General features: G+C 38.5%; 15 protein-coding genes. All 15 read left to right on the top strand.

The genetic code is table 11. From position 1 onward, the window contains the following. Positions 1 to 65 precede the first annotated feature (65 nt). The 15 genes from upp (at position 66) to JNUCC51_RS08495 (ending at position 13,895) form a co-directional block, all read left to right on the top strand. Positions 66 to 695, top strand: coding sequence for a uracil phosphoribosyltransferase (gene upp / locus JNUCC51_RS08565; RefSeq protein WP_132360354.1), 630 nt, complete (start codon positions 66 to 68; stop codon positions 693 to 695). Positions 696 to 921: 226 nt separating this feature from the next. Beyond that, on the top strand, positions 922 to 2,043 hold the full coding sequence (gene wecB / locus JNUCC51_RS08560; RefSeq protein WP_337991630.1) for a non-hydrolyzing UDP-N-acetylglucosamine 2-epimerase: 1,122 nt from the start codon (positions 922 to 924) through the stop codon (positions 2,041 to 2,043). Positions 2,044 to 2,561: 518 nt separating this feature from the next. Next, the gene (locus JNUCC51_RS08555; RefSeq protein WP_337991629.1) at positions 2,562 to 2,933 is read left to right on the top strand and encodes an ATP synthase subunit I; all 372 of its coding nucleotides are present in this window, start codon (positions 2,562 to 2,564) and stop codon (positions 2,931 to 2,933) included. A gap of 36 nt (positions 2,934 to 2,969) precedes the next feature. Continuing rightward, positions 2,970 to 3,692, top strand: coding sequence for a F0F1 ATP synthase subunit A (atpB, locus tag JNUCC51_RS08550; protein WP_100545248.1), 723 nt, complete (start codon positions 2,970 to 2,972; stop codon positions 3,690 to 3,692). Between the two features lie 66 nt (positions 3,693 to 3,758). Next, the gene (gene atpE / locus JNUCC51_RS08545) at positions 3,759 to 3,971 is read left to right on the top strand and encodes a F0F1 ATP synthase subunit C (protein WP_049668022.1); all 213 of its coding nucleotides are present in this window, start codon (positions 3,759 to 3,761) and stop codon (positions 3,969 to 3,971) included. Between the two features lie 175 nt (positions 3,972 to 4,146). After that, the gene (atpF, locus tag JNUCC51_RS08540) at positions 4,147 to 4,668 is read left to right on the top strand and encodes a F0F1 ATP synthase subunit B (protein WP_337991628.1); all 522 of its coding nucleotides are present in this window, start codon (positions 4,147 to 4,149) and stop codon (positions 4,666 to 4,668) included. After that, the gene (locus JNUCC51_RS08535; protein ID WP_337991627.1) at positions 4,665 to 5,201 is read left to right on the top strand and encodes a F0F1 ATP synthase subunit delta; all 537 of its coding nucleotides are present in this window, start codon (positions 4,665 to 4,667) and stop codon (positions 5,199 to 5,201) included. Before atpF ends, JNUCC51_RS08535 begins: the two co-directional genes overlap by 4 nt. Positions 5,202 to 5,229: 28 nt before the next feature. Beyond that, the gene (gene atpA / locus JNUCC51_RS08530) at positions 5,230 to 6,738 is read left to right on the top strand and encodes a F0F1 ATP synthase subunit alpha (RefSeq protein ID WP_100545246.1); all 1,509 of its coding nucleotides are present in this window, start codon (positions 5,230 to 5,232) and stop codon (positions 6,736 to 6,738) included. Positions 6,739 to 6,785: 47 nt separating this feature from the next. Continuing rightward, a complete protein-coding gene (gene atpG / locus JNUCC51_RS08525) occupies positions 6,786 to 7,643 on the top strand; it encodes an ATP synthase F1 subunit gamma (protein ID WP_337991626.1) in 858 nt (285 codons plus the stop codon). Positions 7,644 to 7,691: 48 nt separating this feature from the next. After that, positions 7,692 to 9,107: a F0F1 ATP synthase subunit beta gene (gene atpD / locus JNUCC51_RS08520; RefSeq protein WP_337991625.1), complete on the top strand. Its 1,416-nt coding sequence runs from the start codon at positions 7,692 to 7,694 to the stop codon at positions 9,105 to 9,107. 24 nt (positions 9,108 to 9,131) lie between these two features. Further along, positions 9,132 to 9,539: a F0F1 ATP synthase subunit epsilon gene (locus JNUCC51_RS08515; protein WP_268636088.1), complete on the top strand. Its 408-nt coding sequence runs from the start codon at positions 9,132 to 9,134 to the stop codon at positions 9,537 to 9,539. A gap of 96 nt (positions 9,540 to 9,635) precedes the next feature. Then, complete coding sequence (locus JNUCC51_RS08510; protein WP_337991624.1) at positions 9,636 to 9,875, top strand: DUF1146 family protein; 240 nt, start codon at positions 9,636 to 9,638, stop codon at positions 9,873 to 9,875. 791 nt (positions 9,876 to 10,666) lie between these two features. Then, positions 10,667 to 11,980 (top strand): UDP-N-acetylglucosamine 1-carboxyvinyltransferase, encoded by a 1,314-nt coding sequence (gene murA, locus JNUCC51_RS08505; RefSeq protein ID WP_337991623.1) that lies wholly within the window; start codon positions 10,667 to 10,669, stop codon positions 11,978 to 11,980. Positions 11,981 to 12,304: 324 nt separating this feature from the next. Then, positions 12,305 to 13,189 carry a stage II sporulation protein D gene (spoIID, locus tag JNUCC51_RS08500; RefSeq protein WP_337991622.1) on the top strand — a complete coding sequence of 295 codons (885 nt, stop codon included), beginning with the start codon at positions 12,305 to 12,307 and terminating at the stop codon, positions 13,187 to 13,189. 37 nt (positions 13,190 to 13,226) lie between these two features. Beyond that, positions 13,227 to 13,895, top strand: a complete 669-nt coding sequence (locus JNUCC51_RS08495) for a M23 family metallopeptidase (protein ID WP_337991621.1) — start codon at positions 13,227 to 13,229, stop codon at positions 13,893 to 13,895. Positions 13,896 to 14,104: the final 209 nt, after the last annotated feature.

The following is a 14,104-nucleotide window of genomic DNA, read 5'->3' as shown; positions in this document are numbered from 1 at the left end:
CTCCTTTTTTCTGTTATACTAGGTGAGATATAAAATGAAATCCGAACGGTTAGGAGAGAATCCCTTTGAGCAAAGTATACGTATTTGATCATCCACTAATCCAACACAAGTTAACTTATATTCGTGATAAGAATACAGGAACAAAAGAATTTCGTGAGCTAGTTGACGAAGTAGCAACATTAATGGCATTTGAAATTACACGTGATATGCCAGTAGAGGAAATTGAAATTGAAACACCTGTTACAGTTGCTAAAACAAAAGTACTTTCTGGTAAGAAAATTGCGATTGTACCGATTTTACGTGCAGGTATCGGCATGGTAGATGGCGTATTAAATCTAATCCCAGCTGCTAAAGTTGGTCATATCGGTCTTTATCGTGATCCTGAAACTTTAAAACCTGTAGAATACTATGCAAAACTTCCTGCAGATGTAGAAGAACGTGATTTCATCATTGTAGACCCAATGCTTGCAACTGGTGGATCTGCAGTGGAAGCGATCAATTCACTGAAAAAACGTGGTGCGAAAAGCATTAAATTTATGTGCTTAATCGCTGCTCCAGAGGGTGTTAAAGAAATTCAAGAACATCATCCAGATGTAGATATTTATATTGCTGCACTTGATGAAAAACTTAATGACCATGGCTATATTGTCCCTGGTTTAGGTGATGCAGGCGACCGCCTATTCGGTACGAAATAATACTGAATAGTTTTCAACGGTAATAAAAAGGATCACCACCTGAAAGTTTAGTAAGTAATTTTTGGGAAACTTAAAACTTTTGAGAGCGTCCTTCAATATTGAAGGACGTTTCATAGTATGTTAGGCGAACTACTTCTCTTGAAGTCCGAATCTTGCTTCATATGATGCCGATCAATGGGAGTAAGCACTTTTCATACAAATAAAAAAAAGGACGGTGCAAATCGTTTTGACAAAAAAATGGAAAGTAATGACGATTTTCGGTACGAGACCGGAAGCTATTAAAATGGCTCCACTTGTATTGGAATTACAAAAGTATCCTGAGCAAATAGAATCGATTGTGACGGTAACAGCACAACATCGCCAAATGCTCGATCAAGTTTTAGAAACATTTAAAATTACACCAGACTACGATCTAAATATTATGAAGGATCGTCAAACATTAATTGACGTGACGACTAATGCATTACAAGGCTTAGACAAAGTTATGAAAGAAGCAAAACCGGATATTGTTTTAGTACATGGCGATACAGCAACAACTTTCATTGCAAGTCTAGCTGCATTTTATAACCAAATTGCTATCGGACATGTGGAAGCAGGTCTTCGAACTTGGAATAAGTATTCACCATACCCAGAGGAAATGAACCGCCAGTTAACAGGTGTTATGGCTGACCTTCATTTCGCACCAACGGAAGTCTCAAAGAAAAATCTTTTAGATGAAAATAAAAATCCAGATACAATTATTGTTACTGGTAACACAGCTATCGACGCATTAGCTACAACAGTAAGTGAACATTACACACATCCTGTTTTAGAAAAAATAGGTTCAGATCGTATGATTCTATTAACAGCACATCGTCGTGAAAATCTTGGTGAGCCTATGCGTCATATGTTTAAAGCAATTACTAGAATTTTAGCTGAGCATGAGGATGTACAAGTTGTTTACCCAGTCCATATGAATCCGGCTGTACGAGAAATAGCTAATGAAATTTTAGGAGATCATAAGCGTGTACATTTAATTGAGCCTCTTGAAGTCTTCGATTTCCATAACTTTGCGGCTAATTCTTATATGATTTTAACTGATTCTGGTGGCGTTCAAGAAGAAGCCCCTTCATTAGGTAAACCAGTTTTAGTACTTAGAGATACAACAGAGCGCCCAGAAGGTATTGCGGCAGGGACTCTAAAGCTAGCAGGAACGGAAGAAGAAACAATCTACTCTCTAGCTAAGCAATTAATAGAAGATAAAAATGCCTATGAATCAATGGCAAAAGCATCAAATCCTTATGGTGATGGACATGCTTCAGAACGTATTGTGAAGGCTCTTTTAGCGTTTTTACAAAAAAGCAAGTAATAGCCCTTTTTTGAATCAAAAAATGAGTCTAATGTACTAATCGTGAACGGCAAGCTAATTTACGAGCATATATGCGTCGTAAATTAGCTTTTTTTTGCACGAACGTGAACTTTGATTTTAAAACTATGAATTTTCATACACAAATTTGTCAACAATTTGACAAGAGTATAGTGTCTGTGAAGTTTTTCTCCTTTACTAATTGACTTCAAATATCTCCTATTGTATGCTTACAAAGGGTAATAATGATAAGGGTTTCTAATCGTAAATAGAGGTTGAAACACTTGTTATATCAAGTTTCTACTAAATTGACAGTTCAAACCAATGGCTGTCGATTTGCAACGTTTTGTGCGTTTCGGGGTGTAAGATATTTTTGGGGATTTACACCTGTAATTTCAAAATGACTCTCTCCCGTTACTATTCCGCTGTGAGTAGTGTTTTTCACTGCTCTTTTCTGATTTCACGTAGTGGTCAGCAAACGTTTCTTTACTCGAAAAAATGATTCAGGAGATTATAAACCAATGCTAGATTTGCATCACATTATTGCTGTGCAGAAGAGAGCGTTATTTTTTTTGCTCGCACTCTGTGCATTAGGCTGGGGATTTACACCCTATCAGACGGTTTTTGCGGGCATCGCAATCGGTGCATTCTTTGGTACCTATAATTTTTGGATTCTAGTTCGCCGTATGGAGAAGTTTGATCGAGCCATTAGTGAAGGGAAGAAAGTAGGCTCACTTGGTACAGCGCTTCGCTTTGCATCAGGTGTAGCGGCAGTCGCTTTAGCCATTTCGTTGCCAAACTATTTTCACTTGATTAGCACGGTCATAGGGCTAATGATTCCGTACGTTTTTCTCTTTGTCGAGAGAATTGTGTCACATGTAAGGAACCGCTAATGTGCTTTAAATTAGAAAGAGAGGTGAAAAATAACAATGAATCATGAAGCTCCATTAAGAGTAGTTGACTTTGGTTTGTTCACGCTAACGTTCAACCTTTCAACTGTTATGATGTTACTAGTTGCAGCTGTAATCGTTTTCTTAATCGCATTTATCTCAACTAGAAGCCTAAAGTTAAAACCTACAGGTATGCAAAACTTTATGGAATGGATTATGGATTTCGTAAAGAACATCATCAAAAGCAACATGGACTGGAAAACTGGCGGTCGATTCCACATTTTAGGTATCACGTTAATTATGTTTATCGCTGTATCTAACTTATTAGGTCTTCCGTTCTCTATCATCTATGACGGCGAACTTTGGTGGAAATCTCCTACAGCTGACCCAACTGTTACAATGACGCTTGCAGCAATGATTTTAGCCTTAACACATTTCTATGGTATTAAAATGAAGGGGACAGGCCATTATGTTGGTACATTCTTCAAGCCAATGTCATTCATGTTCCCGCTAAAAATCGTTGAAGAATTTGCGAACACTTTAACATTAGGTCTTCGTCTTTACGGTAACATTTATGCTGGTGAGATTCTACTTGGCTTAATCGCAGGTTTAGCATCATCAGGTGCTGTTGGATTCATCGGAGCAATTGTTCCAATGATGGCATGGCAAGGTTTCTCTATTTTCATCGGCTTTATCCAAGCCTTTATCTTCACAATGTTAACAATGGTATACATGGCTCATAAAGTGAGCGATGACCATTAATATAAAGCATATATCTTATGCTTGAACCAAAAAAAAAACAAACAATTCCAAGGAGGAAATTTTCAAATGGGTTTATTAGCAGCAGCAATCGCAATCGGTTTAGGTGCACTTGGTGCAGGTATCGGTAACGGTCTTATCGTTTCAAAAACAGTAGAAGGTATCGCTCGCCAACCAGAAGCTCGTGGCGTTCTTCAAACTACAATGTTCATCGGGGTAGCATTAGTTGAAGCCCTACCAATCATCGCAGTAGTAATCGCATTCATCGTAATGAACAAATAATTCAGTTGTACACTGAATTCTAGTAGTGGCGAAGCAGGAATCTCCAGATGAAACTTCGCCCTTCATTTTGGAACTGATAAAAGCTATGTGTAAATATAGCTTTTTAAAATAGGTAGTTTTTAAGTAATTAAATTATTATGTTGAAGTTAAAGCTCTTGAAGGGAGTGAAACAATCGTGTTTTTAGATAATCTTGTACTAGGCAGCGCTGGTGCTGGTTTCAATGGTGGTGATATCGCCGCAACATTAGTTATCTTCTTAGTGCTAATGCTATTACTTAAAAAGTTCGCTTGGGGTCCACTTATGGGCATCATGCAACAACGTGAAGAATTAGTAGCTAGTGAAATCGAAGCAGCTGAAAAGGCGCGCAAAGATTCGCACCAATATTTAGAAGAACAAAAGAGCCTTCTTAAAGAAGCTCGTACGGAAGCACAATCGATTGTTGAGGGCGCTAAGAAGCAAGGCGAAATGCAAAAAGAAGAAATTCTTACTGCAGCTCGCAATGAAGCAAACCGCTTAAAAGAATCGGCTTTACGTGAAATTGAGTCTGAAAAAGAAAAAGCTATTGCAGCTGTACGTGATGAAGTCGTTTCATTATCTGTACTTGCAGCATCTAAAGTCCTTAGCAAAGAGATTTCTGAGGCAGACAACCGTGCTCTAATTGAAGAGACGATTGCGAAGGCAGGGGAAGCTCGATGAGTAATTCAACTGTAGCAAAACGTTACGCTCAAGCGCTTTTTGAATTAGCGCAACAAAAAAACATTCTTGCAGAAGTTGGAGCAGACTTAAACGAACTAACAAAGGTTGTCAAAGAATCTCCTGATTTTTTAACACTTTTAAATGCTCCTAAGTTCTCTATCGAACGCAAGAAACAAATGGTAGCTGAAATCTTTGCTGGTGCAACTTCAGAGGTTTTACACACAGTTCAACTACTTGTTGAGAAAAAACGTATAAACGAAGTGAAGCTAATCGCAACAGCATATGCTGAACTTGCTGCACAAGCACAAGGTATTGCAGATGCTACAGTATTCTCAACTCGTGCACTTTCTGCTGAAGAGAACGCTAATATTTCGGCAGCGTTTGCGAAACTTGTTGGGAAACAATCATTAAACATAACAAACGAAATCGATCCATCTTTACTTGGTGGGATTCGTGTTCAAATCGGTAACCATATTTATGATAGCTCAGTAGCGAACAAGCTTGAGCGTCTAAAACGTGAATTAATCGGTTAATAATTTAGAAATGTGAGAGGTGACATACATGGGCATCAAGGCTGAAGAAATCAGCAGTCTGATTAAACAACAGATTGAGAATTATGAATCTGAACTTAAAGTAAGCGAAGTTGGTACAGTTATCCGTATTGGTGACGGTATCGCACTTGCTCATGGCCTCGACAACGTCATGGCTGGAGAGCTTTTAGAGTTCTCTAACGGTGTTATGGGTATGGCACAAAACCTAGAAGAAGGTAGCGTTGGTATCGTAATCTTAGGTCCATACACAGACATCAAAGAAGGCGATGAAGTTCGTCGTACAGGTCGTATCATGGAAGTACCAGTTGGTGAAGAACTAATTGGTCGTGTTGTAAACCCACTTGGTCAACCAGTGGATGGACAAGGTCCTATCAACACAACAAAATCTCGTCCAATCGAAAGTCCAGCTTTCGGTGTAATGGCTCGTAAATCAGTACACGAACCACTACAAACTGGTATCAAAGCGATTGACGCTCTAGTACCAATCGGTCGTGGTCAACGTGAGTTAATCATCGGTGACCGTCAAACTGGTAAAACATCAGTAGCGATCGATGCAATTCTTAACCAAAATGACCAAAACATGATCTGTATCTATGTTGCAATCGGTCAAAAAGAATCTACTGTACGTGGTGTAGTAGAAACTCTTCGTAAAAATGGTGCTTTAGATTACACAATCGTTGTGACAGCTTCTGCTTCTCAACCAGCTCCATTATTATTCTTAGCACCACTTGCTGGTGTTTCTATGGCAGAAGAATTCATGTTACAAGGTAAGCACGTATTAATCGTGTATGATGATCTTTCTAAACAAGCATCAGCTTACCGTGAACTTTCACTTCTTCTACGCCGTCCTCCAGGTCGTGAAGCTTACCCTGGTGACGTTTTCTACTTACACAGCCGCTTACTTGAACGTGCTGCGAAGTTAAATGAAACATACCAAAATGGTTCTATTACAGCTCTTCCATTCGTTGAGACACAAGCTGGGGATATCTCTGCATACATCCCAACTAACGTAATCTCAATCACTGATGGACAAATTTTCTTACAATCTGACTTATTCAACTCAGGTGTACGTCCAGCGATTAACGCCGGTCTTTCTGTATCACGTGTAGGTGGATCTGCTCAAATTAAAGCGATGAAAAAAGTTGCGGGTACACTACGTCTTGACTTAGCTGCATTCCGTGAACTTGAATCATTTGCTCAATTCGGTTCTGATTTAGATAAAATCACACTGGCTAAACTTGAACGTGGTAAACGTACGGTTGAAGTTCTTAAACAAGACCTTAACAAACCTCTTAAAGTTGAAAAACAAGTTGCAATCCTTTATGCATTAACTAAAGGTCACTTAGATGATATTCCAGTACAAGATATCGTTCGCTTCGAACGTGAATTCTTAAGCTGGTTAGATACAAACCACACAAACGTTTTAGATCATGTTCGTACTACAAAAGAACTTGCTCCTGATGCGGATTACGTAGCAGCTTTAACTGAGTTCAAAAAAACTTTCGCTAAATCAGAATAAGTTCGAGCTAGTCACTTGATTAAAAAACATAAGGTGGTGAAATACCAGTGGTAAACTTACGCGAAATAAAAGGTCGTATTACTTCTACAAAGAGTACGAAACAAATTACGAAAGCGATGCAGATGGTTTCTTCTTCAAAGTTACGTCGTGCAGAGCAAAACGCTAAAGCGTACGTTCCTTACATGGAAAAAATCCAGGACGTAGTAGGCGCGATCGCTTCAGGAACAAAAGACAGTGGACATCCAATGTTAACTGCTCGTCCTGTTAAGAAAACAGCTTACTTAGTCATTGGTTCTGACCGTGGTCTTGCAGGTGCTTACAACTCAAGTATCTTACGTCAAGTACAACGTACAATTGACGAGCGTCATAGATCAAAAGACGAATACGTTATTTTAGCGGTAGGTCGTGTTGTTCGTGATTACTTTGTGAAACGTGATCATAATGTCATCAGCGATGTTGTCGGTCTTCCGGACCAACCATCATTTGCTGATATTAAAGAAATCGCTCGTAAAGCTGTTGGTATGTTCACTGATGGTACTTATGATGAACTTTATATGTACTACAATCACTTTGTCAGCGCAATTGCTAGCGAAGTGACAGAGAAAAAACTTCTTCCATTAACGGATCTTGCACCTGCTAGCAGTAATACTTCTTACGAATTTGAGCCATCTGGTGAAGCAATTCTTGAAGTATTACTTCCACAATACGCGGAAAGCTTAGTTTACGGCGCATTATTAGATGGAAAAGCAAGTGAACATGCTTCTCGTATGACGGCTATGAAAAATGCAACTGATAACGCTTCTGATCTTATTTCAGACCTTTCATTGCAATATAACCGTGCGCGTCAAGCGGCGATTACACAAGAAATTACAGAAATCGTTGGTGGAGCTGCAGCCTTAGAATAGGCCAGCTTCCCAATGTCGTATAAGAATACGATAGGAGGGTACACAGTAATGAATAAAGGACATGTTATTCAAGTAATGGGTCCAGTTGTTGACGTAAAATTTGACAATGGCCAATTACCAGCAATCTATAACTCATTAACAGTTAAGATTGAACGTCCTAATGAAGAACCAACAATTCTTGCATTAGAAGTTGCTCTTCATTTAGGTGATGATTCTGTTCGTACAATTGCAATGTCATCTACTGATGGCTTACAACGTGGAGCAGAAGTTACAGACTCAGGAAAAGCTATCTCAGTACCAGTTGGTGAAGTTACTCTAGGTCGTGTATTCAACGTACTTGGAGAAGTAATCGACTTAGGTGAAGAGATTCCAGCTGACGTTCGTCGTGATTCAATTCACCGCGAAGCACCAGCTTTCGCTGAACTTTCAACTTCAGTTGAAATTCTTGAAACAGGTATCAAAGTAGTAGACTTACTTGCACCATACATTAAAGGTGGTAAAATCGGTCTATTCGGTGGTGCCGGTGTAGGTAAAACTGTATTAATCCAAGAATTAATCAATAACATCGCACAAGAGCACTCAGGTATCTCTGTATTCGCTGGTGTAGGTGAGCGTACTCGTGAAGGGAACGACTTATTCTTCGAGATGAGCGATTCAGGCGTTATCAAGCAAACAGCGATGGTATTCGGTCAAATGAACGAACCACCAGGTGCACGTATGCGTGTAGCTTTAACTGGTCTTACAATGGCAGAATACTTCCGTGATGAGCAAGGTGCTGACGTACTTTTATTCATCGACAATATCTTCCGTTTCACACAAGCAGGTTCTGAGGTTTCTGCCCTATTAGGTCGTATGCCTTCTGCGGTAGGTTACCAACCAACACTTGCAACTGAAATGGGTAAATTACAAGAACGTATCACATCTACTAACAAAGGTTCTGTAACTTCTATTCAAGCGATCTATGTACCAGCCGATGACTATACTGACCCGGCTCCAGCTACAACTTTCGCCCACTTAGATGCAACTACTAACCTTGAGCGTAAATTATCAGAAATGGGTATCTACCCTGCGGTTGACCCATTAGCTTCGACTTCTCGTGCTTTATCACCAGAAATCGTAGGCGCTGAGCACTACGCAATTGCTACTGGTGTACAACGTACAATCCAACGTTACCGTGAATTACAAGATATCATTGCTATCTTAGGTATGGATGAATTATCTGATGAAGATAAACAAACAGTAGAACGTGCTCGTCGTATTCAATTCTTCTTATCTCAAAACTTCCACGTTGCGGAACAATTTACTGGTCAAAAAGGTTCTTATGTACCTGTTAAAGAAACTGTTCGCTCATTCAAGGAAATCCTTGATGGCAAATGGGATCACCTACCAGAAGATGCTTTCCGTCTAGTTGGATCTATTGATGAAGTAGTTGAAAAAGCGAAAAGCATGGGCGTAGAGGTTTAATACTAGGGACGAGGAGGAAAAAATATGAAGACAGTTCTAGTCAATATTGTCACTCCCGACGGCCCAGTATACGATTCTGAAGTATCAATGGTAATCGCTAAAACTACTTCAGGTGAAATCGGTGTTCTTGCAGGCCATATTCCTATGGTTGCTCCACTTGCAATTGGTGCAGTGAAGCTTAAAAAAGAAAACGGTTCAACTGAACTTGTTGCTTTAAGCGGTGGTTTCATTGAAGTTCGCCCTGAAAAAATCTCAATTTTAGCTCCGTCTGCTGAAATTGCTGAAAGCATCGATGTTAAACGAGCTAAAGAAGCCGTTAAACGTGCTGAAGGTCGTCTTCAAGGTAAACAAGATAACATTGATTTCAAACGTGCTGACCTAGCATTAAAACGTGCGTTGAATCGTATCAACGTTCATGAGGGTAATATCTAATTCAAATTTTAACGGGCAGATTCAACATCTGTCCGTTTTTTAACATTATGCTACCTTTTGAGAGTATCGCTTAGGAATTAATATGGAGGAACCAACATGGAAATTTATGAGGCATTAGGGCAGGAAGCTTTTATAGGGATTTTATCGCATTTATTTTTTATCGCTATTACTTTTTATGCGCTACAAGCGTTTATGTTAGAAAAGATTTTTAAGAAGAATAAAGTTTTTCAAATCCAATTAATTTATATTTTATTGAGTATAGCGATAGGATCAGCCGTCTCTAATTTCTTTCTGCAAATTTCAAACTGGTCAGGGAAGCTTCCGTATTTATTTTAATAGCCCCATATTACTATTTTTATGTTAGTAATTGAATCTACATGTTTCACAGGACTTTATAACATAATTTATGTGGTCCTTTGAAATATGTAAAAATACTTTCAACAAATGTTTACGTAGCGAAAGTGAAACGTCAGCTACAGATGTTTTGGTAGCGAAAGTGAAACGTCAGCTACAGATGTTTTTGTAGTGAAAGTAAAACGTCAGCTACAGATGTTTTCGTAGTGAAAGTGAAACGTCAGCTACAGATGTTTTAGTAGCGAAAGTGAAACGTCAGCTACAGATGTTTTGGTAGCGAAAGTGAAACGTCAGCTACAGATGTTTTAGTAGCGAAAGTGAAACGTCAGCTACAGATTTTTAGGTAGCGAATGCAAAGCGTCAGCTATAAATGATTTCATAGAGAAAGTAAAGCTTCAGCTACAAGTGTTTTTGTACCGAAAGCGTAGCGACAGGTACAGTATCTCTCATCTCATAAGGATGATGGGATGAATGAAGCCTCAGCATAATTGATATATATCCATTAGATTTGGTTTTTGTTCACAAATTCTTGGGTATATACTAGAAATTAATGCTTTTCTTCCATGTTATTGGTCATTCACAAAAAAATAAATCATGCGTACAATAAATAAATAGCAAAATATTAATAAATGACGTAAAATAGTGATTTGGATGCTTGAACGAGCGTCAGAAAAGTTGTACTATAGAGTTGTTTGTTTACTGATTATGACATTATACTTCTTTTTAAAATAAAATTTTGATAGGTTAATAGATTGAATTCGGAGGGACATAGGGTGGAAAAAATAATAGTGACTGGCGGCCAAAAGCTACAGGGGAAAGTGCGCGTAGAGGGCGCAAAAAATGCGGTGTTACCAATCCTAGCAGCGGCTTTACTTGCTTCTAAAGGAGAAAATGTAATTAAAGAAGTCCCTAATTTAGCAGATGTCTTTACTATAAATGAAGTACTTAAAAGTCTAAATGCGGCAGTTACATATATACCTGAGGATAATACAGTATATATAGACACAACAAAAGATCTTTCAAGTGAAGCTCAATTTGAATTTGTCAGTAAAATGCGTGCATCGATTTTAGTGATGGGTTCCTTACTTGCTCGAAATGGCTATGCTCGTGTTGCTTTACCAGGGGGCTGTGCTATCGGTTCCCGTCCAATTGAGTTACATTTAAAGGGCTTTGAAGCTATGGGAGCAAAAATTTCTTTTGGTCATGGATATGTAGAGGCGAAGGCAGAGGGACGTTTAAAAGGCGCAAATGTGTATTTGGACTTCCCTAGTGTTGGGGCAACTGAAAATATTATGACAGCTGCTGCCTTAGCGGAAGGAACAACTGTAATTGAAAATGCTGCAAAAGAACCTGAAATTGTAGATCTTGCAAACTTCATTAATAATATGGGTGGTCGTGTCATCGGTGCAGGTACGAATACGATTCGTATCGAAGGAGTCGATACATTATATGGAACAGAACATCATATTATTCCTGACCGTATTGAAGCTGGCACATTTATGGTTGCAGCAGCAATTACAAAAGGTGACGTAACGATTGAAAATGCTGTTCCTGAGCATATGACAGCATTAATTGCAAAAATGCGTGAAATGGGTGTAGAAGTAACTGAGCTAGATGAAGGAATCCGTGTACGTGCTCCTAAAACATTAAAAGCTGTTGATATTAAAACTATGCCACATCCAGGATTCCCGACTGATATGCAATCTCAAATGATGGCATTAATGTTAACTGCTGAAGGTACGAGTATTATTACGGAAACGGTTTTTGAAAATCGTTTTATGCATGTTGAGGAGTTCCGTCGCATGAATGCCGGTGCTAAAATAGAAGGACGTTCTGTGTTTATCGAAGGGCCTGTAGATCTTCAGGGTGCTGAAGTAATGGCGACTGATTTACGAGCTGCGGCTGCACTAATTTTAGCAGGTCTTGTATCTGAAGGTGTGACTAGAGTGACAAAACTTCATCATTTAGATCGTGGTTATGTCAATTTCCATGGTAAGCTGGCTGCACTTGGCGCACAAATTGAACGTGTACCAGTTGAGGAAGTTATCATTAAAGAGAAAACAACTGTTGAATTACCAACAAACTAAATAGATTTATAAACCCTTTGCTTATGAGCAGAGGGTTTTTTCTTTGTTAATTTGTTCGATGTCGGATGTATATGAGCGCTTTGGGACATTTGTTCTGTTTTATCGGAATGATTTCGAGATTTATCGGAAAGATTTTATATTTTATCGGAATGATTTTTGTTTTTATCGGAACAATTTCTTGCTGTCGCTACACTTCGCACAAAAACTTTATATCGAGGCTTACTTCGCCAACTGCAACATATTTTGAAGATTTCTAGCATATTATTCCTTATGAAAAAATGGATAATGAGTATAGGCATAATTTGTTTGATTGGAGCATTATATATGCTTCCTGTGGCATTCGGTGAGAGACTTACGGTTAAAGAGGATTCGCCTGCAACAACAGAGCAAGCTTGTGAAATATTCATAGAAGTGGAGGGACAACAGGAGAAAATCCCTTTAGAAACGTATGTAACTGGTGTAGTAGCTGCAGAAATGCCTGTGTCATTTAAAAAAGAAGCTTTAAAGGCGCAAGCTATTGCAGCAAGGACATACGCGTTGCAATCGACAAATTACGGTAAAATAGCTATTGCTCCTACTGTTGCTAGACAAGTTTTTTATAATAAGGAGCAAAGAAAAGAGAATTGGACTAGCAATTTCCCGGGGAATGAAAAGAAAATTGTCGAAGCTATTAATGAAACGAAAGGACAAGTTCTTCTATATAATAATGAATTAATTACGGCAATGTTTCATTCTACGAGCAACGGGAAAACAGAAAGTGCCTACGATTTTAGTGGCAATGATGTACCTTATTTACAAAGTGTTGCGAGTAAGTCGGATCTATCATCACCAAAGTTTTCAGCGATGAAAGAATGGACATTAGCTGAATGGAATTCATTGTGGCCTGTTAAATGGCAAGTAAGTGACTTCAATCGTGTACAGTTTTTTTTAAATGATTCAGGACGTGTTGAGCGCATGCAGTTAGGTAAAAATGTATGGTCAGGGCGAGAAGTCCGAACACTTTTAGAAATACCATCAACGGATTTTAAAATTGCATATAATTCTACCGCTGGGAAAGTGCAAGTGAGTACGAAAGGATACGGGCATGGTGTAGGAATGAGTCAATATGGAGCAGAGGCTATGGCAAGTGATGGGAAAACTGCTGACGAAATTTTACACTATTATTATCAAGATATTGAAATAAAAAAGATAGATGCATGTTTAAAATAACTTCTAGTTGTTCACACTGCAACTAGAGGTGATGAAAATGAGAGAGGATAAAAATAGTAAAACTTCTCAAAATCAACAAGATGAAAAAGTTCAATTACAGAAGAAACCGTGGTTTTGGCCAGTTGTTTATGCTGGTGGGGCTCTAATGCTAGCAGGTATACTGCTTGGTTACAATAGTCTCGTATCAAAAGTAGAAGAGGCTCCTTCCACAAATGTAGCAGAAGTAGATTCAGGTCCTGTAGTTGAAACAAATGCAAAAACAGAAACAATGAAGTACCCATTCAAGGAAGAGAATCTTAGTAAAATTCAAATTTCACAAGAGTTTTATGAAGTAGAGGCTAATGCAGAGTCGCGTGAAAAAGCACTAATGGTATTTAATCAAACATTTACGACATCTTCCGGTATTACTCTTTCTATGAATGGTGAAGAATTTGAAGTACTTGCTGCGCTAAGTGGTAAAGTAAAACAAGTAAAACTTGATGCATTTACAGGCAATAAAATTGTTATTGAGCATGCAGATGGTAAGGTAACACAATATAGCTCTGTAAAAGACATTGCTGTCAAGGAAGGCGATGAGGTAACACAAGGTCAAGTACTTGGAAAAGCGACTGACAATGAGTGGAACCAATCAGCTGGCGTTAACTTGCATTTTGAAGTACTAGAAAACGGGAAATATATTAATCCGAAAAAATTACTAGCCTTTTAATTTATTTCAGTAGAAGTCTCTCACCTCTATAGGTGGGAGACTTCTACTGGTTTAAGTCACTTTTCAGAGGGTATCCAAGCTGTGACATAATTGATGATAGGAAAATTCGTAGATTTTAAATATAGTAAACGATAGTTTTACATTGGAAGATACGAATACTAAAAAATGCATAAAAACACGGTATTTTATCGTGAAAATGTAAAACGTGT

This window comes from Lysinibacillus sp. JNUCC 51 (assembly GCF_015999525.1).
GTDB classification, from domain to species: domain Bacteria; phylum Bacillota; class Bacilli; order Bacillales_A; family Planococcaceae; genus Lysinibacillus; species Lysinibacillus xylanilyticus.
This window is presented reverse-complemented; position numbering and strand designations above follow the sequence as displayed.